The 23,614-nt window shown below is 70.9% G+C and carries 27 protein-coding genes; 12 read left to right on the top strand and 15 right to left on the bottom strand.

What is annotated here, in order from left to right:
- Positions 1-47: 47 nt before the first annotated feature.
- The 6 genes from ACI2L1_RS40685 to ACI2L1_RS40710 all read right to left on the bottom strand — a co-directional run bounded on the left by ACI2L1_RS40685 (position 48) and on the right by ACI2L1_RS40710 (position 5,573).
- The gene (locus ACI2L1_RS40685; protein ID WP_404744504.1) at positions 48-1,220 is read right to left on the bottom strand and encodes an NAD(P)/FAD-dependent oxidoreductase; all 1,173 of its coding nucleotides are present in this window, start codon (positions 1,218-1,220) and stop codon (positions 48-50) included.
- Positions 1,217-1,411: a ferredoxin gene (locus tag ACI2L1_RS40690; RefSeq protein WP_404744505.1), complete on the bottom strand. Its 195-nt coding sequence runs from the start codon at positions 1,409-1,411 to the stop codon at positions 1,217-1,219. The genes ACI2L1_RS40685 and ACI2L1_RS40690 overlap by 4 nt, the downstream gene beginning before the upstream one ends.
- Before the next feature lie 56 nt (positions 1,412-1,467).
- Entirely contained in the window at positions 1,468-2,721 is a 1,254-nt protein-coding gene (locus ACI2L1_RS40695; RefSeq protein WP_404744506.1) for a cytochrome P450, read from the bottom strand.
- A gap of 188 nt (positions 2,722-2,909) precedes the next feature.
- Positions 2,910-3,632 (bottom strand): response regulator transcription factor, encoded by a 723-nt coding sequence (locus ACI2L1_RS40700; RefSeq protein WP_404744507.1) that lies wholly within the window; start codon positions 3,630-3,632, stop codon positions 2,910-2,912.
- Positions 3,633-3,687: 55 nt separating this feature from the next.
- On the bottom strand, positions 3,688-4,350 hold the full coding sequence (locus tag ACI2L1_RS40705; RefSeq protein ID WP_404744508.1) for a TetR/AcrR family transcriptional regulator: 663 nt from the start codon (positions 4,348-4,350) through the stop codon (positions 3,688-3,690).
- A gap of 2 nt (positions 4,351-4,352) precedes the next feature.
- Entirely contained in the window at positions 4,353-5,573 is a 1,221-nt protein-coding gene (locus ACI2L1_RS40710; protein WP_404744509.1) for a cytochrome P450, read from the bottom strand.
- Positions 5,574-5,699: 126 nt separating this feature from the next.
- Between ACI2L1_RS40710 and ACI2L1_RS40715 the strand changes: the two genes are divergently transcribed.
- The 3 genes from ACI2L1_RS40715 to ACI2L1_RS40725 all read left to right on the top strand — a co-directional run bounded on the left by ACI2L1_RS40715 (position 5,700) and on the right by ACI2L1_RS40725 (position 8,318).
- Positions 5,700-7,181, top strand: coding sequence for an MFS transporter (locus ACI2L1_RS40715; RefSeq protein ID WP_404744510.1), 1,482 nt, complete (start codon positions 5,700-5,702; stop codon positions 7,179-7,181).
- Between the two features lie 268 nt (positions 7,182-7,449).
- Entirely contained in the window at positions 7,450-7,638 is a 189-nt protein-coding gene (locus ACI2L1_RS40720) for a hypothetical protein (protein WP_404744511.1), read from the top strand.
- Positions 7,635-8,318 carry a response regulator gene (locus ACI2L1_RS40725; protein ID WP_404744512.1) on the top strand — a complete coding sequence of 228 codons (684 nt, stop codon included), beginning with the start codon at positions 7,635-7,637 and terminating at the stop codon, positions 8,316-8,318. Before ACI2L1_RS40720 ends, ACI2L1_RS40725 begins: the two co-directional genes overlap by 4 nt.
- A 4-nt stretch (positions 8,319-8,322) precedes the next feature.
- Here the strand turns inward: ACI2L1_RS40725 and ACI2L1_RS40730 are convergent, their stop codons facing one another.
- The gene (locus ACI2L1_RS40730) at positions 8,323-9,012 is read right to left on the bottom strand and encodes a TetR/AcrR family transcriptional regulator (protein ID WP_404744513.1); all 690 of its coding nucleotides are present in this window, start codon (positions 9,010-9,012) and stop codon (positions 8,323-8,325) included.
- A 114-nt stretch (positions 9,013-9,126) separates the two neighbouring features.
- Here ACI2L1_RS40730 and ACI2L1_RS40735 point away from each other — a divergent pair, with 114 nt between their 5' ends.
- The 4 genes from ACI2L1_RS40735 (at position 9,127) to ACI2L1_RS40750 (ending at position 13,186) form a co-directional block, all read left to right on the top strand.
- A complete protein-coding gene (locus tag ACI2L1_RS40735) occupies positions 9,127-9,876 on the top strand; it encodes an SDR family oxidoreductase (protein WP_404744514.1) in 750 nt (249 codons plus the stop codon).
- A 317-nt stretch (positions 9,877-10,193) separates the two neighbouring features.
- A complete protein-coding gene (locus ACI2L1_RS40740) occupies positions 10,194-11,150 on the top strand; it encodes an ATP-dependent DNA ligase (protein ID WP_404744531.1) in 957 nt (318 codons plus the stop codon).
- 129 nt (positions 11,151-11,279) lie between these two features.
- Positions 11,280-12,059, top strand: coding sequence for an NPP1 family protein (locus tag ACI2L1_RS40745; RefSeq protein ID WP_404744515.1), 780 nt, complete (start codon positions 11,280-11,282; stop codon positions 12,057-12,059).
- Positions 12,060-12,160: 101 nt separating this feature from the next.
- Positions 12,161-13,186: a questin oxidase family protein gene (locus ACI2L1_RS40750; RefSeq protein ID WP_404744516.1), complete on the top strand. Its 1,026-nt coding sequence runs from the start codon at positions 12,161-12,163 to the stop codon at positions 13,184-13,186.
- Here the strand turns inward: ACI2L1_RS40750 and ACI2L1_RS40755 are convergent.
- Positions 13,183-13,488, bottom strand: coding sequence for a hypothetical protein (locus ACI2L1_RS40755; protein ID WP_404744517.1), 306 nt, complete (start codon positions 13,486-13,488; stop codon positions 13,183-13,185). The genes ACI2L1_RS40750 and ACI2L1_RS40755 overlap by 4 nt on opposite strands.
- A 133-nt stretch (positions 13,489-13,621) precedes the next feature.
- On the opposite strand from ACI2L1_RS40755, the gene hemC reads away from it, so the two are divergent.
- Positions 13,622-14,557: a hydroxymethylbilane synthase gene (gene hemC, locus ACI2L1_RS40760; protein ID WP_404744518.1), complete on the top strand. Its 936-nt coding sequence runs from the start codon at positions 13,622-13,624 to the stop codon at positions 14,555-14,557.
- 3 nt (positions 14,558-14,560) lie between these two features.
- Here the strand turns inward: hemC and ACI2L1_RS40765 are convergent, their stop codons facing one another.
- The 4 genes from ACI2L1_RS40765 to ACI2L1_RS40780 form a co-directional block, all read right to left on the bottom strand.
- Positions 14,561-15,076 carry a hypothetical protein gene (locus tag ACI2L1_RS40765; RefSeq protein WP_404744519.1) on the bottom strand — a complete coding sequence of 172 codons (516 nt, stop codon included), beginning with the start codon at positions 15,074-15,076 and terminating at the stop codon, positions 14,561-14,563.
- A 192-nt stretch (positions 15,077-15,268) separates the two neighbouring features.
- Entirely contained in the window at positions 15,269-16,120 is an 852-nt protein-coding gene (locus ACI2L1_RS40770) for an ABC transporter permease (RefSeq protein ID WP_404744520.1), read from the bottom strand.
- Entirely contained in the window at positions 16,080-16,901 is an 822-nt protein-coding gene (locus ACI2L1_RS40775; protein WP_404744521.1) for an ABC transporter ATP-binding protein, read from the bottom strand. The genes ACI2L1_RS40770 and ACI2L1_RS40775 overlap by 41 nt, the downstream gene beginning before the upstream one ends.
- Positions 16,898-17,353 carry a MarR family winged helix-turn-helix transcriptional regulator gene (locus ACI2L1_RS40780; protein ID WP_404744522.1) on the bottom strand — a complete coding sequence of 152 codons (456 nt, stop codon included), beginning with the start codon at positions 17,351-17,353 and terminating at the stop codon, positions 16,898-16,900. Before ACI2L1_RS40780 ends, ACI2L1_RS40775 begins: the two co-directional genes overlap by 4 nt.
- Before the next feature lie 241 nt (positions 17,354-17,594).
- Here ACI2L1_RS40780 and ACI2L1_RS40785 point away from each other — a divergent pair, with 241 nt between their 5' ends.
- Complete coding sequence (locus ACI2L1_RS40785) at positions 17,595-18,386, top strand: SigB/SigF/SigG family RNA polymerase sigma factor (protein WP_404744523.1); 792 nt, start codon at positions 17,595-17,597, stop codon at positions 18,384-18,386.
- 14 nt (positions 18,387-18,400) lie between these two features.
- On the opposite strand, the gene ACI2L1_RS40790 is transcribed toward ACI2L1_RS40785, so the two are convergent.
- A complete protein-coding gene (locus ACI2L1_RS40790; RefSeq protein WP_404744524.1) occupies positions 18,401-18,733 on the bottom strand; it encodes an ANTAR domain-containing protein in 333 nt (110 codons plus the stop codon).
- A gap of 168 nt (positions 18,734-18,901) precedes the next feature.
- On the opposite strand from ACI2L1_RS40790, the gene ACI2L1_RS40795 reads away from it, so the two are divergent.
- Positions 18,902-19,699: a VOC family protein gene (locus ACI2L1_RS40795; protein WP_404744525.1), complete on the top strand. Its 798-nt coding sequence runs from the start codon at positions 18,902-18,904 to the stop codon at positions 19,697-19,699.
- A gap of 31 nt (positions 19,700-19,730) precedes the next feature.
- On the opposite strand, the gene glgX is transcribed toward ACI2L1_RS40795, so the two are convergent.
- Positions 19,731-21,827: a glycogen debranching protein GlgX gene (gene glgX / locus ACI2L1_RS40800; RefSeq protein WP_404744532.1), complete on the bottom strand. Its 2,097-nt coding sequence runs from the start codon at positions 21,825-21,827 to the stop codon at positions 19,731-19,733.
- Positions 21,828-21,871: 44 nt separating this feature from the next.
- On the bottom strand, positions 21,872-22,366 hold the full coding sequence (locus ACI2L1_RS40805; RefSeq protein WP_404744526.1) for a pep a2: 495 nt from the start codon (positions 22,364-22,366) through the stop codon (positions 21,872-21,874).
- 267 nt (positions 22,367-22,633) lie between these two features.
- Here ACI2L1_RS40805 and ACI2L1_RS40810 point away from each other — a divergent pair, with 267 nt between their 5' ends.
- Together ACI2L1_RS40810 and ACI2L1_RS40815 are read left to right on the top strand one after the other, a co-directional pair.
- The gene (locus ACI2L1_RS40810; RefSeq protein ID WP_404744527.1) at positions 22,634-22,933 is read left to right on the top strand and encodes a DUF5133 domain-containing protein; all 300 of its coding nucleotides are present in this window, start codon (positions 22,634-22,636) and stop codon (positions 22,931-22,933) included.
- 76 nt (positions 22,934-23,009) lie between these two features.
- Positions 23,010-23,614 (top strand): maltotransferase domain-containing protein (locus ACI2L1_RS40815; protein WP_404744528.1); only part of this gene is annotated, 605 nt, incomplete at its 3' end.

Genomic DNA, 23,614 nt, shown 5'->3' on the forward strand with positions numbered 1-23,614 from the left:
TCGGCGGTCACGGCCGTGCCGTGACCGCCGACGCTCCACGGGACATTTCAGGCCTCGACCGGCACGCTGTCCCGCCAGGCCGCCCCGGTCACAATGGCCTGCCGCCACTGCCGGATCGCCTTGGGCGGCATACCGACCGCGAGGGCACCGCTGACGCGGTCGCCGGTGCGGTAGACGGCGACGAACCGGCGTTCCGCCAAGTCGCCCTCCACCACGGCGACTTCGTCGTGTCCGCGCAGGAAGCCGTACGCCTGGATCTTCATGTCGTACTGGTCGGACCAGAAGTACGGGACCGGCGCGAAGGGCTTGCGGGCCTCCGGAGCGGCCAGCAGGTTGCGGGCGGCGGCCATGCCCTGTTCGGCCGCGTTGGTGCGGTGCTCGATCCGCATCGAGGTGCCGAACAGGGGGTTGTACCAGCGGGCGACGTCACCGGCCGCGTACACGTTCTTCGCGGCCTCGCAGTACTCGTCGCACACCACTCCGTCGCCCACCGCGAGCCCGCTGCCGTCGAGCCAGTCGGTGTTGGGCAGCGAGCCGATGGCGACGAGCACCTCGTTCGCCTCGATGACCTCGCCGTCGGCGAGCCGGACGCCGTCCTCGGTCACCTCGGTGACGGTGACCCCGCACCGCAGGTCGACGCCCCGGTCCACATGGGCCTGGGCCAGCATCTGCCCGACCTCCGCTCCGACCGCGTGGGCCAGCGGGACGGCGGCGGGTTCGAGGAGGGTCACCTCGGCGCCGAGACGCCAGGCGACCGCGGCGGCCTCCGCGCCGAGGAAACCGGCGCCCACCACGACCAGCCGGTTCCCCGGCGTCAGCCGCTCCCGCAGCGTGAGCGCGTCGTCGAGGGTGCGCAGCACATGGGCACCCTCGCCGGGCAGGCGGCGCGGTCGCACGCCGGTGGCGATGACCAGGCCGTCGTACGGCACCTCGGAGCCGTCCGCCAACCGCACGGTGCGGTCGACGAGTTCGAGGCCCGTTGCCGCCACTCCGAGCCGCAGGTCGAGGTCGAGCGCGGCCAGGTCGCCGGAGGTGCGCAGGGCGAGCCGGTCGGAGTCCCACTCCGCGGCCAGGACCTGCTTGGACAACGGCGGGCGGTCATAGGGGGGTTCGGGCTCTTCGCCGACGAGGGTGAGTGTGCCGTCGTACCCCTCACGACGCAGCGTCTCGGCGGCCGCGAGTCCGGCGGCCGAGGCTCCGACGACGGCGATCCGCCTCACTGCTGGGCCAGCCTGATGGCGGCGGCCGGACAGACCGCGATGGCTTCTTTGACGTCGTCGAGTTGGTCGTCGCCGACCTCCTCCGTCAGGAGGATCGCGATGCCGTCGTCGTCCTGGTCGAACACCTCCATGGCGGCGACCACGCACTGCCCCGAGGCGACGCACTTGTCCGCTTCCAGCTCCACCTTCATGGGATTCCCCTTGGTTCTCTCGTGGTTGTGGTTCGTGTGCGGGACGGGAGAACCCGTCACCAGGCCACCGGCAGTTCGTGGATGCCGTAGATGAACGCGTCGTGCTTGAACTTCACGTCCTCCAGGGCGCAGGCGAGCTTCAGGGTGGGGATGCGCCGGTAGAGGGTGCCGTAGACGACCTGGAGCTCCATGCGCGCGAGGGGCTGGCCCAGGCACTGGTGGACGCCGAAGCCGAACGCGACATGGCGGCGGGCGTCCCGGGTGATGTCGAGGCGGTCGGGGTCGTCGAAGACCTGGGGGTCGCGGTTGCCGATCTCGTTGACCATGATGACGCCCTCGCCGGCCTTGATGACCTGCCCGGCGATCTCGATGTCCTCGGTGACCGCGCGGCGGCGTCCCTGGTGGGTGATGTGGAGGTAGCGCAGCAGTTCCTCGACCGCGGAGGCGACCAGCTTGGGGTCGTCGGTCTCGCGCAACAGGGCCAGCTGGTCGGGGTGTTCGAGGAGGGCGGCGGTGCCGAGCGCGATCATGTTCGCGGTGGTCTCGTGACCGGCGATCAGCAGGAGCAGCGCCATCTCGGTGGCCTGCCCGTGTGTCAGCTCGCCCGCGGCGATGCGTCCGGCGATGCTCGACAGCAGGTCGTCCTTCGGCTCGGTGAGCCGCTCGGCGAGCTGACCGGCCAGGTATCCGGCGGTCTCCCGGGTGGCGACGCCGCGCTCCTCGGGGGTCGCGGTCGTGCGGACCATCGTCTTGGTGTTCTCCTGGAACATCGCGTGGTCGTCGTAGGGCACGCCGAGCAGTTCGCAGATGACCAGCGACGGGATCGGCAGCGCGAACGCCTCGACGAGGTCGACCGGCTGGGGTCCCGCGAGCATCTCGTCGATCAGACCGTCCACGATCCGCTGCACGGCGGGCCGCATGGCCTCCACCTTCTTGATGGCGAACGGAGCCGTCACCATCCGGCGCAGCCGGGCGTGTTCGGGGTCGTCCATCATGATGAAGCTGAGCTTGCCCTCACCGTCCCCGGAACCGGCCTTGGTCGGGTAGCCGGGCCGGTCGGTGTCGGCGCTGACCCGGGCGTCGCCGAGGATCGCCCGCTGCTCGGCATAGCGGGTCACGAGCCACGACTCGCTGCCGTCCTGCAGGCGGACCTTCGTCAGCGGCCCCTGCTCCTGGAGCTCCTTGAGGCCGGGCGGCGGGTCGAAGGGGCAGCGGGCCGCGCGGGGCATGGGGAATTCGGGGGCGGTGTCCGTCACGTCGGGGGCGGCGTCCGTCACGTGGTGTGCGGAACCGGCCAGGGTGTCGGCCAATGGTTCTCCTCGGTGGTGGGGGCTCTGCCGTGGGGGCGGAGCGCCGGGGCGAAGTGGTCGAGGCCTCGATGAGCACATGCAAACAGACCGGTCTGACACCAGCCCGTCAGCGACCTGACGGGAAGCTGACGTGATCCAGATCACCAGGGATGTCACGGCACGGACAGCGCCGCGTCCGCAGTCGAACCTCAGGTCTCGACGTCGGCGCGCCCCAGCCAGTAGCCGAAGCCGCGACGGGTGTGAATCAGCTCGGGAACGTCCTGGTCGACCTTGCGCCGCAGCCGGGAGACGAGCTGTTCGATCGCGTTGTCGCCGCGGTGGTCGCCCCAGACGTACCGGCCGATCTGCTCCTTGGTCAGCACCCGGTGGGCGTTGACCAGGAGTTGGCGCAGCAGCCGGTACTCGGCGGGCGTGAGGTCGAGGGTGCGCGGGCCGCGCCTGGCCTCGCACAGGGTGTCGTCCAGGACGAGATCGCGGTAGCACAGGGCATGGTCCCGGACCGGCCCCGCACCCACGCCTCGCAGCAGGACCTGCACCCGGGCCAGGATGTCGGCCACCCGGAACGGCTTGGTGACGTAGTCCCGCTCCCCCAGGCCGAGTTCGGGGACGATCAGGTCCAGGGACTCGTAGTCGACGAGCAGGAGAACCGGCGGCCGGCGGGCCAACGTCGGCCGTGTGCGGCCCAGTTCCGCCACATCGGGCAGGGTGGTGTCGACGACGACCAGGTCGAACCGTTCCCGGCCCAGGCGGGCGAGGCCTTCGGCGGCAGCGGCGACGGCGACGATCCGGTAGCCCGCCAACTCCAGGGTGGTGGACAGCAGTTCGGCAACGTCCGAGTCGCCCGCGACGATCAGGAGACGCTGACCGGCACCGCGGGCGAGTGCCGGTCTCTCGCTGGAACTGCCGTGCATGGACCAGACCGTTCGTGGGGGTTGCGCCCCCACCCTAGCGTCCTCCTTGCCTGACTCAAGTACTCCTCTGCGGGGTCGGCGTCACCGGTGCCGTCCACATGGCGACCACGGCGTCACCGAGTCCGGTGGCGGCGTCGTGCCAGTTGGCACGGGGTGTCGGGGTGTTCTCGGCGAGGGCCCGTTCGCGGTCCGCGGCCATGTGCACGATGAGATGGCGGGCCATCTCGGCGCGCTCGGCGCGGACATCGGCGGGCAGTTCGGGCAGACAGCGGTTCAGTCCCTCGACGATCCGCTGGAGCGACGGTGAGGACATCGACTCCTCCACCATGATCTGCTGGAGCACCGGGTCGGTCATGACCTGGGCGCAGAACCGGGCGAACCAGCTGGGGCTGCCGAGTGCGGCGAGATGCTCCGGTACGGGCCGGACCAGGCAGTCCACCCAGTCGCGTACGTCGGTGGAGTCACCGGCCGCGGCCAGCAGCCGGGCGCGGATCTCCTCGATACGGACGTGGTGCTTGCGGGCGATCGCCCGGACCAGGTCGGCCTTGGTGCCGAAGTGGTAGCCGACCGCGGCGTTGTTGCCCTGTCCCGCGGCCTCGCTGACCTGACGGTTGGACACCGCGAGGACACCGCGCTCGGCGAAGAGCCGCTCGGCCGCGGTCAGGATCAACTCCCGCGTCGCGCTGACCTGTTCCTCGCGCACCGTCCTGCCCGCCATGCTCACCACCGCACCGGGACTTCACTGAGCCCTCCGACGGCCAGTCCCTCGAGCCGCCTGAGGTCCGCCGGGGGTGCGGCGAGTTCCAGTGTCGGAAGCTTACGCAACAGCACGTCGAGGACGGTGCGCAGTACCGCGCGGGCGAGCGCCTGACCCAGACAGGACCGGGCTCCGATGCCGAACGCGAGGTGGGGATTGGGGCTGCGGTCGAGCGTCATCTCGGCGGCAGCGTCGAAGGCGCTCTCGTCACGGTTGGCGGCCGCCGCGTCGCACAGCACCGTGGTGCCCGGCGGCAGCAGGGTGCCGGCGATCTCGGCCTCCTCGGCGAGGTAGCGCGGCACCCCGAGCCCGGGGTCGGCGTCGAAGCGGAGCACCTCCTCGACCGCGCTGGGCACCAGGGAGCGGTCGGCGAGGAGGCGCTCCCAGCGGTGCCGGTCGGCGAGCAGAAGGGCGACCATCTTCGCGATGACGTTCATGGTGGTCTCGTGTCCGGCGACCAGCAGGGCCTGGCCGGTGAAGACGAGTTCCCGCTCGGAGAGCCGGCGGCCGTCGATGTCCCGGGCCGTGACGAGCGCGCCGAGCAGGTCGTCGGTCGGCTCCTCCTGGCGGGCGTGGACCTGGGCTCCGAGGTAGTCGACGAACGCGTCCTGGACCCTCTCGTACTCGTCCTCGGTGCAGCGGGTCAGGTTGAGCAGGACGTCGGACCAGCGGGCGAAGCGGTCGCGGTCGGAGTCCGGGACACCGAGCAGGTCGCACATCACCCACACGGGCAGCGGGAAGGCCAGCTGCGCCCGCAGGTCCGCGGGCCGGCCGTACTCCACCATGGCGTCGACGAGTCGCTGGGTCCGCGCCTCGATCCGGGGTGTCAGCACGGCCACCCGCTCGGCGGTGAGCCACTGCCCGACCAGGCGCCGCCATCGCCGGTGGGCGGTGCCGCCGTCCGGGATGGCCGCCGCCATGTCGCTGCCGAAGACCCCGCCGGACGCGTGGTCCGCGATCCGGGCCGCGTCGGCCGCGGTCAGCCGACGGGTGAACCGGTGGTCGGCGAGCACCTGCCGGACGTCCTCGTAGCGGGTCAGCAGGGCCGCCTCGTCCCCGCTCGGCAGGGTCACGCGCGCGACAGGGCACTCCTGCCGCAGCGCCACCCACTCCTCGGGCGGCTCCAGCACCGGTCCGCGGCGCAAGGGATAGGTCAGTGACGGTTGGCGCTCGCTCCAGGACATGGGTCCTCCTCGGCTCCGGCGATCGCTGCACGGTCAGGACAGCCGGGCCCAGTAAGATAAGTCAAGCATCTGACTTAACTTCGGCCGAGTTCCGCAAACCTGTCCCCCTGTCCTGGAGGCTCCTTCATGTCCGACGCTCCCGCCAGATCCGCCGACGCGGGCGCGGTGACCCCGCCGCGGCCGAACGCTGTGGTGGCGGTGCTGGCCTTCGCCGGAATCGTCGTCTCGCTGATGCAGACCCTGGTGATCCCGATCGTGCCGGAGCTGCCCAAGCTGCTCGACGCACCGGCCTCCGACACCGCCTGGGCGGTCACGGCGACCCTGCTCGCGGCGGCCGTGGCCACGCCGGTCGTGGGACGGCTCGGCGACATGTTCGGCAAGCGCCGGATGCTGCTGGTCAGCGTGGTGATGCTGGTGGTCGGGTCGGTCGTCTGCGGGCTCAGCGACGCCCTGGTCCCGATGATCGTCGGCCGTGCCCTGCAGGGCCTGTCCTCGGGTGTCATCCCGCTCGGCATCAGCATCATGCGCGACGAGCTGCCCACCGAGCGCCTGGCCGGGGCCACCGCGCTGATGAGCGCCTCCCTCGGCGTCGGCGGCGCCCTGGGTCTGCCGACCGCCGCGCTGATCGCGGACAACTTCGACTGGCACGTCCTGTTCTGGGCCTCGGCCTGCATGGGCGCGATCGCTCTCGTGCTGGTTCTGGCGTTCGTGCCGGAGTCCCGGGTGCGCACCGGCGGGCGTTTCGACGCGGTCGGCGCGGTCGGTATGGCCGTCGGCCTGGTTTCCCTCCTGCTGGCCATCTCCAAGGGCGCCGACTGGGGCTGGACCAGCGGCACCACGCTGGGGCTGTTCGCCGCGGCCGTGATCGTCCTGCTGGCCTGGGGCTTCTACGAACTGCGCACCGCCCAGCCGCTGGTGGACCTGCGCACCACCGCCCGCCGTCAGGTGCTGTTCACCAACCTCGCCTCGATCGCGGTCGGCTTCTCGATGTTCGCGATGTCCCTGGTGCTGCCGCAGCTGCTCCAGCTGCCCACCCAGACCGGCTACGGCCTGGGCAGGTCCCTGCTGACCGCCGGTCTGGTCATGGCCCCCTCCGGTCTGGTGATGATGGCGCTGGCCCCGGTCTCCGCCGCGGTCTCCAAGGCCAAGGGCCCCAAGGTGACGCTGATGATCGGCGCGCTCATCGTGGCTTCCGGCTACGGCCTGAACATCGTGCTGATGTCCGAGGTCTGGCACCTGGTGCTGATCTCGTGCGTGATCGGCGCGGGCATCGGGTTCACGTACGGCTCCATGCCCGCGCTCATCATGGGCGCGGTGCCGGCCTCGGAGACCGCGGCCGCGAACAGCCTCAACACCCTGATGCGGTCCATCGGTACATCCTGCGCGAGCGCCATCGCCGGTGTCGTACTGGCGCAGATGACCATCGACCTCGGCGGCTACGCACTGCCGTCCGAGAACGGCTTCAGGACGGTCATGGCGATCGGCGCGGGTGCCGCGCTCCTGGCCTTCGCCATCGCGTCGTTCATCCCACGCCCGCGCACCGCGGTTCCGGCTGCGGCCCCCGCTCCGGCCGCCGAGACCTCGGCCGGGGCGCGTTCAGGACGCTGACACCGCCTGCCTGACGGCCGCTGCCCGGCGGCCGTCGGGCGTTTTGGTCCTGCCCAGGGAGGACACGTCCCCCGGCGCGTACTGCGTACTCAGTAGGTGTGATTGTCGGCGGACGTATGACGACGAGCGGGCCCGGTCCCGGGGAGACTGGGAAGCCATCCAGACCGGGGGTACGGGGGCGCGACACCCAAGCCGTCGGGCCGGGTCGCGGCGGCCGAACCCGGCGGGCATCGGCCACCATGGTTCCAGGACCACGACCGGAGAGCCGATGAGCATCCCCTTGCGGCACTACGCCGACGACCATGTCCGTACTGTCGTCGCGATCACGGCCGCGCTGCGCTTGCCCGCGTCACTGCTCGGCGAAGAGAGCCCCGGCCCCGACCGGCCGGACACGGTGGGCCACTCCCGGCTCCCCCAGCCCCCCACCGCCCCGGAACGCCAAGAACGGACCCCATGACCATCCGCGTACTGCTCGCCGACGACCAGGCCCTGCTCCGGGCGACCTTCCGGATCCTCATAGACTCGTGCGACGACATGGACGTGGTCGCGGAGGCCACCGACGGCGCCGCAGCGGTCGACCTGGCGCGCATCCACCGCCCCGACGTGATCCTGATGGACATCCGCATGCCCGGGACCGACGGTCTGGCCGCCACGTCCGTGATCTGCGCGGACCCCGAGCTGTCCGACACGCGGGTGCTGATCCTGACCACGTTCGAGATAGACGAGTACGTCGCCCAGGCGCTGCGGTCAGGGGCCAGCGGGTTCCTCGGCAAGGACGTCACCGCCGAGGCCCTGCTCGCCGGCATCAGGACCGTGGCGGCCGGCGACTCCCTGCTCTCCCCCGGCGCCACCCGCACTCTGATCACCCGCTTCCTGGCGGCTCCGGGCCTGGGCACCCGGCTCGCGGCCGCCGACGACCTGACCGGCCTCACCACCCGGGAGCGCGAGGTGATGGCCTGGGTCGCCGAGGGGCACTCCAACGAGGAGATCGCGGAGAAGCTCTTCGTCAGCCCCCTGACGGTCCGCACCCACGTCCATCGCGCGATGACGAAACTGGGTGCCCGGGACCGCGCCCAGCTCGTCGTCATGGCCTACCAGTCGGGTCTGGTGCAGGCGCTGCCGCCCGAGGAGCGCTGACGCCTCACCGCTCGGAGAGCTTCTCCAGCCACTGCTGAAGCAGGGCCGACTCGGCCGCCGTGAAGGTCGGCGGCAGATCGGTACGCAGCCGGGCCGCCAGCGTGGCAGCCGCGACGGGCACCGAGCCCCCTTCCCGTGGCACGCCGGTGCCGGCGGGCAGGGTCACCGCGTCCAGCACCACGTCACGCAGCCGTTCCGAGAACTTGTCGTGGGAGTACTGCTCGGGTCTGGTCAGCATCGACAGGGCCGCCCCGACATTCGCGGACATGATCATCTGTGTGGCCAGCGCGGGCGGCACCGTCAGCCGCCCCTCGGCCGCGCAACGCTCCAGGATGCCGTGGAGCAGGTCGTGCGCCTCCTGGGCCGCGGCCGGTGGCACGGTCAGCTCGGGCGAGTACATCAGGCGGTAGTGGCTGGGGTGCTCCAGCGCGAAGCGCATGTGGTTGTCCCAGCCGCTCTTCAGGTCCTCGACCGGATCCCCGCTCGGCCGCGCCGCCCGCTTGGACGCGAGGTACTGCTCGAATCCCCGGTCGACGACGGCGGCCAAGAGGCCCGCCTTGTCACCGAAGAGCCGGTAGAGCATCGGCGCCCCCACCCCGGCCCGCTCGCACACGGCCCGCGTGGAGACGTCGGCGGCCGACGCCCCGGCCAGCAGCTCGGTGGCCGCCTCCAGGATCTTTTCCCTCGCATCCATGCCCCCACGGTACGGCATTCGTAGCGACGATACGAGCTGGATGTTACCGGCGCTACGAATCCATGTTATCGTCGATACGAATCGTTCGTAGCATCGCTAACCACGGAGGCGGTCATGACCACTCAGCCCAGCACGCCGCAGCGCGTCGCGATCGTGACCGGCGGATCGCGCGGCATTGGACGGCGGATCGCCGAGCAGCTCGCCGCCGACGGGTTCGCGGTCGTCGTCGGGTACGCGGGAAACAAGGACGCTGCCGACGAGGCCGTGCGGGCCGTCGAGGAGGCCGGCGACACCGCTTGCGCGGCCCGCGCGGATGTCGGCGACGAGAACGAGGTGGCCGCTCTGTTCGACCTCGCGGAGGCCACGTACGGCGGTGTCGACGTGGTGATCCACTCCGCCGGCCGGATGCCCCTGTCCCCGATCGCGGAACTGGACCTCGCCGAGCTGGACGCCCTGTACCGCACCAACATCCGCGGCACCTTCGTCGTCGACCAGCAGGCCGCACGCCGGGTGCGCCCGGGCGGGGCGCTCGTCAATCTCTCCAGCTCGGTCGTCGGCCTGGCCTTCCCCGGCTACGGCGCCTACGCGGCCAGCAAGGGCGCGGTCGAGGCCATGACCCTGATCCTCGCCCGTGAGCTGCGCGGCCGTGACGTCACCGTCAACGCCGTGGCCCCCGGCCCGACCGCGACCGACCTCTTCCTCGACGGCAAGGACGAGGAGACCGTCGCCCGCCTCGCGGCACAGCCTCCGCTGGAACGGCTGGGAACACCCCAGGACATCGCCAACGTCGTGTCGTTCCTGGTGAGCCCGGCCGGCCACTGGGTCAACGGGCAGGTGCTGCGGGCCAACGGCGGCATCGTCTGACCCGCCGGCAGCGGTCCCTGTTCGCCGCCCAGTTCGGTGTCCTGGGCCCGGCCGACCCCGGGTGTCCGACCGGCCGCCTCCTACGACGCCCGGATGCGGCCGCACTTCACCGGCCTGACGCGCTTCTCCGCCCGGGGCACGCAGTCGATGACCCTCCGGATCGATGGCCGCCGCCGCGAGTGGAGGTCACCCGTACCAAGCGGCCCGAGACAGCCCTTGGGCGGCGCCCGTTCAGGGGAAACCGGAGCGCGGAGCGCGTGGCAGTCCGTGGCCGTGTCGACAACTGATCCGTGACCATCCTCCCGTCGATCCCACCCATGCTGGCCACGCCCGGCACCCTGCCGTCGCCCGCGCAGGACGCCCGCTGGGCCTACGAGACCAAGCAGGACGGTCAGCGAGTGGTGGTCTATCTCGCCGGAGACGGCACCTTGGTGCTGCGGGCCCGGTCCGGGGAGGAGATCACCGGCGCCTATCCCGAACTGCGGGCCCTGGGCGGCATCCTCGGCGCCACTCCGGCCGTGCTCGACGGGGAGATCCTGGCGCTGGACGAACAGGGGCGCGCGGACTTCCAGTTGCTGCAACCGCGCATGGGGCTGGCCCACGCCCCCGGCAGAGCCGCGCGCCGGGCGGCCGAAGCACCCGTACACCTCGTGCTGTTCGACCTGATGCACCTGGGACGGCGCTCCCTCCTCCCCCTCGCCTACGCACAGCGGCGCGCGCACCTGGAGAAGCTGGAACTCACCGGACCCCACTGGTCGACGCCCGCCGCACTCGTCGGCCACGGCGAGCAGGCGCTGCGGGCGACACGTGAACACGGGCTGGAAGGCCTGGTCTGCAAGCGGCTGGACTCGGTGTACGAACCCGGGGTGCGCTCCCGGGCCTGGATCAAGATCCGCAACATGCGCAGCGAGGACGTCATCGTGGGCGGCTGGCTGCCCGGCAAGGGCCGCCTCACGGGCCTTCCGGGCGCGGTGCTGGTGGGCCAACGGAGCGGAGGAGCACTGCGGTACGTCGGCAATGTCGGCACCGGCTGGAGCGAGACGGAACGGTCCGAACTCGCCGCGCTGCTGGCCGCCGCCGCGACGGAGGTGTGCCCCTTCGATCCCGCCCCGCCGGTCCGGGGCGCGCGCTGGGTGCTGCCCCGACTGGTCGGCGAGGTCCGCTACAGCACCCGCACCCGGGCGGGGTTGCTGCGTCAGCCGTCCTGGCTGCGACTGCGTCCGGACCTCGCACCGGAGGATTCCGCCGCCGACCTCCCCGACACACCTCCCTGATCCGAGTATTGGGCGGGCCGTAACCGGAACGACGCCTTCGACCACTTGGCGCGGACATGAAAAGCCGGGAAGCTGAACTCCCCAGTAACCCACAGCCGTTGGGCTGCGCCCGCACCCGAGGAGGACGCAGTGTCGTCACCGTCGTTCAAGAAGCACCGCACGAGATGGTTCACCGGTCTGGCCGGCGCCGCCGCGCTCGTCGTCGCCTTCCCCGCCGTCGCGTTCGCCGCCCCGCCGACCGCGCTGCCCGCCAACGCCGAGAGCGCCGAGTACACCTACCAGCCGGCCTTCGACTACGACACGGACGGCTGCTACTCGACGCCCGCCATCGGCCCCGACGGCACCGTCAACGGCGGTCTCAACCCCACGGGTTCGCTCAGCGGCGACTGCCATGACCTCTCGGACCTGAACAACACCAACACGTACTCGCGCTACAAGTGCAACAACGGCTGGTGCGCCTATATGTACGGCCTGTACTTCGAGAAGGACCAGGCGCTGGCGAACAGCAGCCTCGGCGGGCACCGGCACGACTGGGAGCACGTCGTGATCTGGGTGCAGAACGGCACGGTCCAGTACGTGTCGACGTCCAACCACGGCTCGTTCACGGTGAGCGCGGCCTCCGCGGTCCGGTTCGACGGCACGCACGCGAAGATCGTCTACCACAAGGACGGCATCAGCACGCACTGCTTCCGGCTGGCCAACTCCAATGACGAGCCGCCGGAGAACGCCAAGGGCACCTGGCAGTACCCGCCGCTGGTCGGCTGGAACGGGTACCCCTCGACAGCACTCCGCGACAAGCTGAGCTCGTACGACTTCGGCAGCGCCAACTTCGGCCTCAAGGACGCCAACTTCGCGAACCACCTGTCGTCTGCGAAGCCGTCGGGCATCTCCTTCGACCCCAACGCCTGACCCGGGCACCGGATCGGGCGCGGGACCTAGGACCCAGGTACCCACGGCTTGCGTCCCGCGCCCGATCCGGCCCCGCCGGTGTGCGCCATAGCGTTCCCCGCATGGAGACCAGTGGCACGACCGACACCAGCGGGTACCTCGAAGAGGCCCTGGAACGCGTCCACGCGTCAGGCCCGGAACGAGGGGGCTGGCTGTCCAACCACGCCCCCATGGTCGTCGAGGCGCTCGCCGCGCACGGACAGGCCGGCTCGGTGCACCGGTGGCTGGACCTCTACCGGGACAAGCTGGAGGACTTCCCCGACCGCACGGCCCCGGTCACGGACGACAACTGGCCGTCGGCGCTGGGGGATCCGCGCCGGATCGCGGACTGGACCGATCATTTCTCCCGGGCCCTCGCCGAGCGTCCCTGGAAGGACGTACTGGCCGAATGGTGGCCACGTCTGCTGCCCGGCCTGTACGGCGGCGCCACCCACACGGTCATCCGAACAGGCCACGCCGTCCGCGCCGTGGCGGCCGAGGAGAACGCGCCTCGGCTCACCGAACTCGCGCACGCGCTCGGCTACTGGGCCGCACGGCACCAGCCGGTGACCGGCCTGGTGGCACTGCCGGGTGCGGCGACGGCCGCGGAGGCCCTGGACGCGGTACCGGCGATCGAGCCCGGGCACGTGGGGTTCCGGGACCGCTTGGGGGCCGTAAGCCGCCTGCCCCTCTGGGCCGACGAGGTCACCGACCCGGACCTGGCGAAGGAACGGCTGACCGACCTGGTCCGCGCGACGACCCACCGCTATGCCACTCACGGTCACGGCGAGCCGACCATGCTCGTCCACGCGGCGACGGCCCCCAACGCCGTGCTGCGGGCCCTGGGTTCGCTCCCCCGCGACCAGTGGGCGCCCAGTCTGCACGCGGTCTGGACGGCGTCGGCCGCGGTCACGGCGATGTACGCCCCCGTGGAACCGGCCGCCTACACCCCTTCCGCGCGCCTGGCGCCGGAGGAAGTCGTGGAGCGAGCCCTCGCCCACGGCGACGAACATGTCATCAAGCTCACCGACACGGCCCTGGACATCGGCGACGAACAGGCCCTGGCGGCCGCCCTGCGCTCGGTCGAGCTCAGCGAGCCGCTCGTCTAGGGCGCGGAGAACTCATGGCGGCCTCGCGGGGTTCGGTCCGCCGCGGCCTCGCGGGGTCCGGTCCGCCCATCCGCGTCGACGAGCCACCGTTCCTCGCCGGCAGACCGATCCGTCGAAACAGGCCCTACGCGGCCGGCCACCACCGCGTCGCCCAACGGCGTGCGCCCGTACAGCACTTGGTGGCCCTGCCGCCCGCGAGCCAGCAGGCCCGCCTCGCGCAGGACCGGCAGATGGGCGGAGTCGGCCGACGGGGCGAGTCCGTGACGGTGGGCCAGGTCGGTGAGGTGCGGTGTGGCAGACACCGGCCTGGAACGACGGGGCGATCCGCTGCTACGACCGGACGGGTGCTCACGCCAAGCAAAAAGTGCGCTACTCCCTACCCGTTGCTCCCTGAGCGTCAAACGCCGATCCTCCGCAGGGTCTATCGTGTCCCGCATGTCCCTCCCGGAACTGATCCGCATCGTCTCCCGTGACTCGCCGATGGCGCTGGCCCAAGTGGAGCGTGTCAGAAGCGAGTTGACCGCCCTGTACCCCGGTGTGCGCACCGAGGTCGTGCCGGTGAAGACGACCGGTGACAAGTGGATGGGCGACCTGTCGAAGGTCGAGGGCAAGGGCGCGTTCACCAAGGAGGTCGACGCCGCGCTGCTGGCCGGCGAGGCGGAGCTCGCGGTGCACTGCGTCAAGGACGTGCCCGCCGACCGGCCGCTCCCGGCGGGCACCACGTTCGCGGCGTTCCTGAAGCGGGACGACATCCGCGACGCCCTGATCCACCCGGGCGGCCTCACCCTGGACGAGCTTCCGGACGGCACCCGGGTCGGCACCTCCTCGGTGCGGCGCGTGGCCCAGCTGGCCGCGACCCATCCGCATCTGGAGTGCGTGCCGTTCCGCGGCAACGCCAACCGGCGGCTGGCGAAGCTGGCGGCCGGCGAGGCGGACGCGCTGTTGCTCGCGGCCGCCGGCCTGGACCGCATCGGCCGCCAGGACGTGATCAGCGAGATCCTCTCCCCCGAGACGATGATGCCGCCGATCGGCGCGGGCATCCTGGCGCTCCAGTGCCGGGAGGGCGACACCGAACTGATCGACACGGTCAGCGCGCTCGGCGACCCGGACACATTCCGGGAAGCCACCGCAGAGCGCATGTTCCTGCACGTTCTGCAGGGCCACTGCAACAGCCCGATCGCCGGGTACGCGCGCGTGGACCACAGCGGCGAGCTCTCCCTGCGGGCCTGCGTGTTCACCCCGGACGGCAAGACCCGGCTGAACGCCCACGAGTGGGCGGGCCGACTCGACCCGGCGACGCTCGGCACCTCGGTCGCCGTGGCGCTGCTGCGCCAGGGGGCCCGCGAGATCATCGACGGCATCCCCCACTGACCGTCAGGCGGTGCCCTCTTCGGCCTGGTCGCGCAGGAAGTTGCTCACCTGGCAGGCCAGGCCGTCGCGGCCCACGCCCGGGTGGGCGGCGCCCTCGTCGAGGCCGATGCCGCCCGCCCACAGTCGCCGGTCGGCCCAGTCGTCGTCGACCCGCAGCTGGATCTGCACGTCGATCTGGTTCAGGCCGGCCTCCGGCCCCGCCGCGAACAGCACGGCGGTGACGCGGCGCAGCGGGTAGACGTCGAAGCCCTCGATGAACTGCGAGTTGCGCCAGTCGATGAAGGCGCTCTCACCGTCGGGACCGATCCGCACGTCGATCTGACCGTCCTCAAGGTGAACCGTCGGATGCTTCTCACCACGGTTCTCGACGGTCACACGAACGCTGAAGTAGGTGAGCCCTTCGGCGGCGTCGTCGCGTCCACGCGGCGGCTCGGCCGCCTCCAGACGGTGGACGCGGACGCGCAGACCGGCATGCTCGTCGTACTCCTGCCAGTCCCCGACCACGTTGGGCTCGTACACAGTGCACCTCTTCGACCTCAGAGAGCTGCTTCCTATCTGTGTGCTCAATGCACTGTCAAATGAGCAGAATGCGCTGTGGCCAGGGAATTCACCCCCTTTGATCACTGATCAAGCCGTGCGCAGGAAGAATCCGCCAAACGGCCGGAAAAACCCTTCCACCGGCGTGCCGCACATCACGTTCCCCACGCATGATCAACGGGCCAGTCGCCCCAGGAGCGAGGAGGCCGCGGTGATGCCGAGCGCGGCGGCCACGGCCAGCACCCCGAAGTCGAGCGCCAGATGCGCGCGGGTGCCGAGGAGGAGGCCGCGCAGGGCGTCGACTTCGTAGCTGAGCGGGTTCACCTTGCTGATCACCTGGAGCCAGCCCGGCATGACGGACAGCGGGTACAGGGCGTTGGAGCCGAAGAACAGCGGCATGGTGATGGCCTGCCCGATACCCATCAGCCGGTCCCTGCTGAGCACGATGCCGGCGATGGTCATCGACAGACAGGAGAAGAAGGCCGAGCCGAGGACCACGATCGCGCCGACCCCGAGGAGCTTGAGCGGGTTCCAGGTCAGGGACACCCCGAGCAGGGCCGCGATGACGATGACCACGACGGCCTGGATCAGCGACTTCACCCCGGCAGCGAACGCCTTCCCGGTGGTCAGCGCCGAGCGCGGGGTCGGGGTGACCAGGAGCTTGTTGAGGATGCCCGCGTCCCGCTCCCAGATGATCTGGATGCCGTAGAAGATCGCGATGAACATCGCGGACTGGGCGATGATGCCGGGCGCGAGATAGTCGATGTAGGGGATGCCCTCGGTGGGGATCGCCTTGATGCTGGTGAAGGTCTGGCCGAAGATCAGCAGCCACAGGGCGGGCTGGATCGCGCGGGTGTAGAGCTCGGTGCGGTCGTGGCTCAGCTTCTGCAGTTCGACGGCGCACATCGCCACGACCCTGGCGGGCAGCAGCCGCCAGCCCGCGCGGGGCTCCGGCGGGCGCAGCAGCAGGCTGATGGAGTTCGGGTCAGCCGACACGGTTCGCGGTGCGGCGGGTGCTTCGGACATCGCGGAAATCCCCTCCTTCGTCTTCGAGTCCGCTGCCGGCGACGTCGCGGAAGACGTCCTCCAGGGTCGGCAGGGTGTCGGTGCCCCGGCTCTCGGCAAGGCCCTGCCTGAGTTCGACGGGGGTGCCGAGGGCGCGGATGCGGCCGCGGTGCATGAGGCCGACCCGGTCGCAGTACTGGTCGGCCTCGTCCATGTAGTGGGTGGTCACCAGGACGGTCATGCCGGTCGCCTCGCGTACGGCGTTGATGTGCTCCCACACGCCGGTGCGGGCGATCGGGTCGAGGCCGATGGTCGGTTCGTCGAGGATGAGCAGCCGGGGTGCGCTGACCAGGGCCTGGGCGAGTTCGAGGCGGCGGACCATGCCGCCGGAGTAGGTACCGGCAAGGCGGTCGGCGGCGTCGGTGAGGTCGACCGCGGCCAGGGCCTGCCCGACGCGTTCGGCGCGCTCCTTGCGGGCCACGTCGAAGACGCGGGCGAACAGGGAGACGTTCTCCCGGCCGGTCAGGTTCGCGTCGGCGGACAGCTGCTGCGGGACGTAGCCGAGCAGACGGCGTACGGCCATCGGATCCTGGGCGGAGTCACGGCCGAAGACGCGGACCATGCCGGCCGGGACCGGGAGCAGGGTGGTGATGCAGCGGATGGCGGTGGTCTTCCCGGCTCCGTTGGGGCCGAGCAGTCCGAAGACCTCGCCCTCTCTGACGGTCAGGTCCAGCCCGTCCACGGCGTTGGTGTCGCCGAAGGCGTAGGCGAGCCCGGTACAGGAAACGGCTTCGGGCGTCATGTCTCCTCGGTCTCCTCGTGCAGATTGACGGCGAGCGTGCGCAGGGCGGGGAGCGCGGCCCGCAGTGCCTCCTGGTCGGTGGCGTCGAGCCGGGCGACATGCCGGCCGACGAGCGCGATCCGCCGCTGCTTCCAGTCCCTGAGCCGCGCCTCGGCCTTCTCGGTCAGCAGCAGACGGGCGGCGCGCCGGTCCGCGGGGTCGGTCTCGCGGATCAGATGGCCTTCCCTGACCAGTTGGTTGACCAGGGTCGAGACGGAGTTTCCGGCGAGATACAGCTCCTTGGCGGCGTCGGAGACGCCGATTCCGGGCCGGGACTCGACCAGGCGCAGCAGTTCGACCTCGGCGCCACGCAGCCGAGGCACGGTCAGTCCGGCGCGCAGCCTGCGCCTGAGCAGCCGCTGGACGCCGACGAGTGCGTCGGCCAGCTCTTCCGGGAAGGTCTCATCGTCCACACCTCGGAGATTACCTCTGTGTCAGAGGTATATCTCCCCAAGAGTCAGTCAAGGACAAAAACGGTGATAGGAACTTCTTGTTTTATTTCACCCGAAAGCGGGAATCCCCAGAGAAGTGCTTCGGACAGGAGGCACGTCCGTGGGAGCCCACCGAGCGGCTCCGGATGTTCTCCTTCCCGTTCCGGTTGTGCGCCTCCCACGGTGTCTGTCCACCCAGCACCCGCTCAGGGAGGTGCGCGACATGTCCGTCGCCACCAGAACCAAGCCCCATCCGCACGACGACGCCCCCGACACCAACGCGGCGTTCGAACGCCTGGCGGGACTCCCCGACGGGCTGGAGCGCAAGGCGTTGCGGGACGAGCTGGTCGAGGTCTGGCTGCCCATGGCCGAGCGGATCGCCGTTCGCTTCCGCGGCCGCGGGGAGTCCCTCGAAGACCTCTACCAGGTGGCCGCCCTCGGACTCGTCAAGGCCGTCGACCACTACGACCCGGCCCGCGGCAGCGCCTTCGAGGCGTACGCGGTGCCGACCGTGACCGGCGAGATCAAGCGGCACTTCCGCGACCACATGTGGACGCTGCACGTGCCGCGCCGGGTGCAGGATCTGCGCAACCGGGTCCGGCAGGCCGGGAAGGAGCTCTCGCAGACCACACCGGGACGGGCGCCCACCGTCGCCGAGATCGCCGAGCGGGCACAGCTGACCGAGGACGAGGTGCGCACCGGCGCGGAGGCGCTGGAGTGCTTCTCCGCGCTGTCGCTGGAGGCGGAGATGCCGGGCACCGACGGCTACGCCCTGGGCGACGCGCTCGGCGGCCCCGACCCCGCCTACGACGTCGTCGTCGACCGCGTGGCCGTCAGGCCCTGCCTCGAAGCCCTGCCGGAGCGCGAGCGGACCATCCTCTACCTGCGCTTCTTCCGGGGCATGACCCAGAGCGGCATCGCCGAGGAGCTCGGCATATCGCAGATGCACGTCTCCCGGCTGCTCAGCACCTGTTTCGCCCAGCTGCGCGAGGAGGTCCTGGCCGACGCCGACTGAGCCCCGCGGGTGCGTCACTCGGGCGGCGCCCCCGGGATCTGCGTCGGACCGTAGCGGTCGAGGGCCTCTTCGAGTTCGGCCCGGATGACCGGCGGCATCGCTCCGGACCGCCCCCAGATGAGGATCAGGTCCGCGACGTTGCGCAGTTTGATGTTCGTGTGCTGGGAGACGTCCTTCAGCACTTCCCAGCCCTGGTCCGGGGTGACCCTGCCGAGCGCCACGACCATGCCGATGGCCTGGTCGACGACCGCGTGGGAGGCGACCGCTTCCTTGAGCTGGTCGATCTCCTCCTGCAGTGCGAAGATCCGGTCCGACTCGTCGGCGGGTTCGTTCGGAATGGCAGGCACCCATCCATCCTGTCACCCGGACGGGTACGCGCCACCGGGCGGGAGGGCGGCGCAGCCGTCGTTTCGGTGCCACTGCCGGGGTACTCGGCAGGCGCCCGCAGCGGTTCCGGACGGACACTGGTGGAAGACCATCCGGTGGCCGGCCGACGAGAGCAGGACGCGACTGCCATGAACCACGATCCGAGACAGCCCACCGCGAACGTCGTGTCCTCGCACCACGTGATGGGCGCCCCCTGCTGGGTGAGCCTGACCAGCCGGGACCAGCAGGCCACGGAGGACTTCTACGGGGCCGTCCTGGGCTGGGAGTGGGAGCCGGCGAAGCTCGGCGAGCGCTTCCGGGTCGCGCTCGCGGAGGGCACGCCGGTCGCCGGCATCGCGGCGGTGGCGTCGATGTGGCAGATGGCGGTGGCCTGGACGCCGTACTTCGCGGTGCCCAGCGCGGACGAGGCCGTGGCACGGGTCCAGGAGCGGGGGGGCACTCTGGCGGTCGGCCCGCTGTCCTTCCCGCCCGGCCGGGCGGCCCTGCTGTCCGACCGCGACGGCGCGACCTTCGGTGTCTGGGAGGGCGAGCTCGTCGCGAACTGGGAGGTGTGGCGCCGCGCCCAGCCCGCCTTCGTCCGCCTGCACACCCGCGACGCGTTCGACGCCGCGATCTTCTACGGCGAGGTACTCGACTGGGCCACGGAACGCCCCGGCTGCTGCGAGGTCCGCTACGAGGGCGGCGAGGTCGTGCTGCGCAGCGGCGGGGACGTGGTGGCCCGCATCGAGTCCGGTGCCCTGGGCTCGGCACCCGACCCCACGATCCGGCCGCACTGGCAGGTCCACTTCGCGGTCGCGGACGTGGCGGCCTGCGCCAGGGCCGCGGAGATCCACGGCGGCAGTGTGCTGTCGAAGGACAGTGCCGAGGCCGTCCTGCGCGACCCCGACGGCGCCCAGTTCACGGTGACCTCGCGCCGCGCGCGCTGAGAGTGCCGAGCGCCCCGCGAATTGCCGTCCCTCACCCGTCCGCGCGGGAGGGCCGGGACAGCAGCACCAGACTCCGCGCCTCGACCGTCATCTCCGTGCCGGCCTTGCGCTCCGACTCGTCGGCTCCCCGCGGTTCGGCGGTGTCGAGCAGGGTCGTCCAGCGTTCGCCGTACGTGGGATCCGGCAGCCGGAAGTCGACGGACTCCCAGTGGCCGTTCAGCAGCAGCAGGAACGAGTCGTCGACCACCCGCCGCCCGCGCCGGTCGGGTTCGGCGATGGCGTCGCCGTTGAGGAAGACACCGACCGAGTGCGCGTCGGCGCGCTGCCAGTCGGCGTCGGCCATCTCCCGGGCGTCCGGGCGCATCCAGACCAGGTCGGGCAGCGGCTGCCCCGCATGGGTCACGGTCTCGCCGCGGAAGAAACGCCGTCTGCGCAGGACGGGATGCGCGGCACGCAGTCCGATCACATAGCGCGTGAACTCGGCGAGTTCACGCTGATCCCCGGTCAGCTCCCAGTCGATCCAGGAGACTTCGTTGTCCTGGCAGTAGGCGTTGTTGTTGCCGCGCTGGGTGCGGCCGAGTTCGTCGCCGTGGCAGAGCATCGGGATGCCCTGCGAAAGCAGCAGCGTGGCGAGGAAGTTGCGTTGCTGGCGGGCCCGCAGCTCCAGCACGGCCGCATCGTCGGTCTCGCCCTCGGCCCCGCAGTTCCAGGACCGGTTGCTGCTCTCGCCGTCCCGGCCGCCCTCGCCGTTGGCCTCGTTGTGCTTGTCGTTGTAGGAGACGAGGTCGCGCAGGGTGAAACCGTCGTGCGCGGTCACGAAGTTGACGCTGGCGCGCGGGCGCCTTCGGCTGTGCTGGTACAGGTCGGAGGAGCCGGTCAGCCGGGAGGCGAACTCACCGAGGGTGTGCGGCTCGCCGCGCCAGAAGTCCCGTACGGCGTCGCGGTACTTGCCGTTCCACTCCGACCACAGCGAAGGGAAGTTGCCGACCTGGTAGCCGCCCTCCCCCACGTCCCACGGCTCGGCGATCAGCTTGACGCGGCTGATCACCGGGTCCTGCTGGATGAGGTCGAAGAACGCCGACAGCCGGTCCACCTCGTGGAACTGCCGGGCCAGCGTGGCCGCGAGGTCGAAGCGGAAGCCGTCCACATGCATCTCGGTCACCCAGTACCGCAGCGAGTCCATGATCAGCTGAAGGACGTAGGGGTGCCGCATCAGCAGGCTGTTTCCGGTGCCGGTGGTGTCGTAGTAGTGCCCCCAGTCGCCGTCCACCAGCCGGTAGTACGAGGCGTTGTCGATGCCCCGGAAGGAGAGCGTGGGGCCCATCTCGTTGCCCTCGGCCGTGTGGTTGTAGACCACGTCGAGGATCACTTCGAGGCCGGCCGCGTGCAGCGCCTTCACCATCGCCTTGAACTCGGTGACCTGCTGCCCGCGGGTGCCGTGGGCGGCGTAGCCGTTGTGGGGGGCGAAGAAGCCGATCGTGTTGTAACCCCAGTAGTTGGCGAGGCCGCGGTCCTGGAGCACCCCGTCGTGCACGAACTGGTGCACCGGCATCAGCTCGACGGCGGTCACACCGAGCGAGGCCAGATGCTCGATCACCGCCGGATGGGCGAGACCCGCGTAGGTTCCGCGGAGCTCGGGCGGCACGTCCGGATGGGTGCGGGTGAGGCCCCGGACGTGCGCCTCGTAGATCACGCTCTCGGCATACGGCCGCCTGGGTGGCTGGTCGTCGCCCCAGTCGAAGGCCGGGTCGGTGACCACGCCGAGCATGGTGTGCCCGGCGCTGTCGGCCTCGGGGGTGCGGAGGGCGGAGTGGTTGTCCATCTGTCCGTCCACCGCCTTGGCGTAGGGGTCGAGAAGCAGCTTCGCCGGATCGCACCGATGGCCGAGTTCGGGTTGCCAGGGGCCGTTCACCCGATAGCCGTAACGCTGCCCCGGTCCGACGCCCGGCAGATAGCCGTGCCACACGAATCCGTCGGCCTCGGTCAGCGAGACGCCCGTGTGCGCCCCCCGCTCGTCGGTCAGGACGAGTTCGACGCCCTCGGCGACCTCGCTGAACAGCGCGAAGTTGGTGCCCTCGCCGTCGAAGGAGGCGCCCAGCGGGTAGGGGTGGCCGCTCCACGCGGCCACCTCCTTCCGGTGCCTGTACGGCTTCTTCCTGGAGGACGGCACGCTCAGCACCCGCCGTCGGCAGTGGCTGCCGCCAGGGCCGCGACCGGCATCTCGCGCGGCACCTGGAGCACCTCCCGCAGGCTGGGCGCGGGGGCCGTCGGCACGAGCGGGACGCGCTCGCCGGCGCGGGCCCGCTGCGAGAACCAGATGACCTTGCTGCCGGTCTCCGTGGCGCAGCAGCCCCAGCCGTCGCTCATCGCGGCGATGTGCTCCAGGCAGCTGCGCAGATCCAGGTCGGGGCGCAGGTCGCAGTCGTTCTCGGCGACGGCGGTGATGAGGTGCTGGCCGTTCCACCACAGCTCGATCGAGGTGTTCTTGTCCGTCGCGTGCTCGTCGATGGCCTTCAGAAGCAGTTCGGCACCACGACAGACGGGCTCGACCAGGGTCTCCAGGTCCCAGAGCCGGAGATGGGCGGCCAGGATGCGCCTGACCTGCCCGACCCGTTCCGGGCTGACCTCCACGTCGAGGTGGTAGTAGCAGGGCTCTGCGGTCTTCATCGTCGTTGGCTCCTCACCGGCGAAGCTCCCGCTCCTCCCGACCCCCGCGGGGTCGGGCCCCGAAACACGGAGCGTGAGCGCTGATCGCTTCAGAGTGACTCCAGGGTGGGAGTACTTACGCCATTCGTGCAACACGAGCGACCAACGAGGTGGTTGAAGACCCAACAAGACGCTGAGTCGTTACCCGTGCACCATGAGTGAGATCTCTTGAATCCCGGATCTTCTCGACTCCGAGTCCTGTCGAGCCCCCGAAAGGTGAACGGCGCCATGCTGCTACCGGCCAAAGCCGAGGTCGCCCGGCAACTGCGGCGCTATCGCGCCTGGGAGCGCGTCATGCTGGCCTCGCCCGGCGACCGCACCGTGCGGAGCACCTTCGAGGACTCGGGCTACACGCTGTGCGTCCTGATGGGAAAGCGCTGCGCACGTGAAGCGGCCGACGCGGCCGAGCGCTATCTGCGGAGCAGCGAGGTGGCCTACCTCCAGGAGCAGAGCGATCTCCCCCGGGCTGGTGCCGTCGCCCGCCGGGGACCACCGAGATCCACCGAACGTTCCCCGGCGGGGAGGTAGCACCCTTCCGGCGCAGCTTCGACCCCCCGGCCGGGCGCCCTCAGCGCCCGGCCTCGAGCACGGCGGAGGCGAGAGCATGAGTTCCATCCCGGCCATCGGCCGCATCCCGGTACGCGACGTCCGCCCTGCCGTCGATTCCGGCAGACGCCCCGCGAAGGCGGTCGTGGGAGAGACGTTCGAGGTCACCGCCACGGTGTTCCGCGAAGGTCATGACGCGGTGGCCGCGAACGTCGTCCTCACCGACCCGGAGGGCCGGCACAGCCCGTGGACGCCGATGCGGGAGCTTGCCCCGGGCACCGACCGCTGGGGCGCCGAGGTCACTCCGGACGTCGAGGGGCACTGGACCTACCGCGTGGAGGCCTGGAGCGATCCGGTGAGCACCTGGCGGCACACGGCCCGCATCAAGGTGCCGGCCGGGCTCGACACCGGCCTGGTCCTGGAGGAGGGCGCCGAGCTGTACACCCGTGCGGCGGCCGGGGTTCCGGAGGGTCCGCAGCGTGCGGTGCTGCTGGCCGCGGCGAAGACACTCGCCGACGACTCGCTTCCGGTCGCGACCCGACTGGCGGCTTCCCTCACGCCCGACGTGGACGCGGTACTGGCCTGCCATCCGTTGCGGGAGTTGATCACGGCGTCCCGGACGTTGCCGCTGCTGGTGGAGCGGGAGCGGGCGTTGTTCGGTTC

Origin of the sequence: Streptomyces sp. NPDC019531 (assembly GCF_044903305.1) — a bacterium.
Taxonomy (GTDB): Bacteria; Actinomycetota; Actinomycetes; order Streptomycetales; family Streptomycetaceae; genus Streptomyces.